Source organism: Nocardia brasiliensis IFM 10847 (genome assembly GCF_000710915.1).
GTDB classification, from domain to species: domain Bacteria; phylum Actinomycetota; class Actinomycetes; order Mycobacteriales; family Mycobacteriaceae; genus Nocardia; species Nocardia brasiliensis_A.
Genome location: NZ_BAUA01000117.1, coordinates 26,611 through 28,272 on the forward strand (window position 1 = coordinate 26,611; position 1,662 = coordinate 28,272).

At 70.0% G+C, this 1,662-nt stretch carries 2 protein-coding genes; both read left to right on the forward strand.

Annotation, left to right across the window (positions count from 1 at the left end; genetic code table 11):
* Nucleotides 1-61: 61 nt before the first annotated feature.
* Entirely contained in the window at nt 62-487 is a 426-nt protein-coding gene (locus NBRGI_RS25180) for a PPOX class F420-dependent oxidoreductase (protein ID WP_014988380.1), read from the forward strand.
* Nucleotides 488-536: 49 nt separating this feature from the next.
* Nucleotides 537-1,286, forward strand: coding sequence for a precorrin-4 C(11)-methyltransferase (cobM, locus tag NBRGI_RS25185; protein ID WP_029899684.1), 750 nt, complete (start codon nt 537-539; stop codon nt 1,284-1,286).
* Nucleotides 1,287-1,662: the final 376 nt, after the last annotated feature.

The following is a 1,662-nucleotide window of genomic DNA, read 5'->3' on the forward strand; positions in this document are numbered from 1 at the left end:
GTCGGCAACATGCGCGCCGCGGTGCGCGGTGCCCGGTGCCGTCTGCCCATAGGCTGAGCACATGGCATCACTTTCCGATCCTGAGGTGCGCGAGTTCCTGCAGCACGGCACGCGGACGGGCAAGGTGGCCTTCGTCGCCGCCGACGGCAGCCCGATGGTGACACCGGTCTGGTTCGTGCTCGAGGGCGACGAGCTGGTCTTCAATACCGGCAAGACGACGAGCAAGGGCAAGGCGTTCCTGCGGGACGGCCGGGTCGCCGTGGTCGTCGACGGGGAGGCGCCGCCGTATCCGTCGGTGCAGTTGCGTGGATTCGTCACGCTCTCCGAAGACCCGGACGAACTGCTGCGCACGGCCACCGAGATCGGTGGCCGATACATGGGCGCGGATCGGGCCGAGGAGTTCGGCAAGCGCAACGGGGTGCCGGGCGAACTCGTCGTCCGGCTGCGGCCGAGCAAGGTGATCGCCCACTTCAACGCGACGGCCTGACCGCCGACACCCCGCTCGGGCGCACGGCCGCCTGCCTAAACTCACCGGCATGACCGTGCACTTCATCGGCGCCGGGCCGGGCGCGGCCGATCTGCTCACCGTGCGCGCGGTCGGCCTGCTGCGCGCCGCGCCGGTGTGTCTTTACGCGGGCACCTACCTGGACCCCGAGGTGCTGGCCCACTGCGCGCCCGACGCGGAACTGATCGACACCCAGCGTCTGGATCTCGACCAGATCACCGCGCACCTGGTGCGGGCGAACGATTCCGGCAAGGACGTGGCGAGGCTGTGCTCGGGCGACCCGTCGCTCTACTCCGCGCTGACCGAGCAGACCCGGCGCCTCGACGAGCTCGGTATCGCCTGGGACGTCACGCCCGGCGTGCCCGCCTACGCCGCCGCGGCGGCCCTGCTCGGCACCGAACTCACCGTCCCCGAGGTGGTCCAGTCGGTGGTGCTCACCCGGACCCGGGCCCGGTCGACCGCGATGCCCGCCACCGAGGCGCTGTCCGGTTTCGCCGCCACGGGCGCCACCCTCGTGCTGCACCTGGCCATCACCCGGATTCGCGAGCTGGCCGCGGAGCTGGTCGGCGAGTACGGCGCGGACTGTCCGGTCGCGGTGGTCTACCGCGCCAGCCAGCCGGAGCAGCTGGTCCTGCGCGGCACCCTCGCCGATATCGCCGATCGGGTGGCGGCGGCGGGGCTGCGGCAGGCCGCGGTGATCCTGGTCGGGCGCGCGCTCTCGGCCACGCAGTCGTGTGCGCAATCCCACCTCTACGACCCGGCGCGGATCCGCCAGAGCTGACCCGCCGCAGCCCGGCCGCGAGCCGTCGCGCAGGATGTGAGGACCACAACACGAGGTACTCGGATCGGCCGCAACGGCGCTGCCTGTGATCATGTTCGTCGGCTATGGCGGTTGGTTGGTTCGGTGCGCGTGACGACGGTAGATTGGATCGGTGATCTGCAGCGAGATTGCCGGCGGTGCCGGTGGGTGGGTAAAGGACGCGGTCGCGCCTATGTAACAAGGTCACCCTGGCCGACAGATAGTGCCAATGAGCTTTTTTGCCTGATTGATATGAGAACTGAACCCCGAGACACGGGCGCCACGCTGGGATAGGTGTGCGTCCTGTCCGGGTGTCGTCGGGGAGCGCTTGCGTGGTGTTCCGGAAGCGAGGTTACGG

Coding starts and splice junctions, on each gene's coding strand:
- cobM (WP_029899684.1), top strand. CDS start 537: ATGACCGTGCACTTCATCGGCGCCGGGCCGGGCGCGGCCGATCTGCTC.
- NBRGI_RS25180 (WP_014988380.1), top strand. CDS start 62: ATGGCATCACTTTCCGATCCTGAGGTGCGCGAGTTCCTGCAGCACGGC.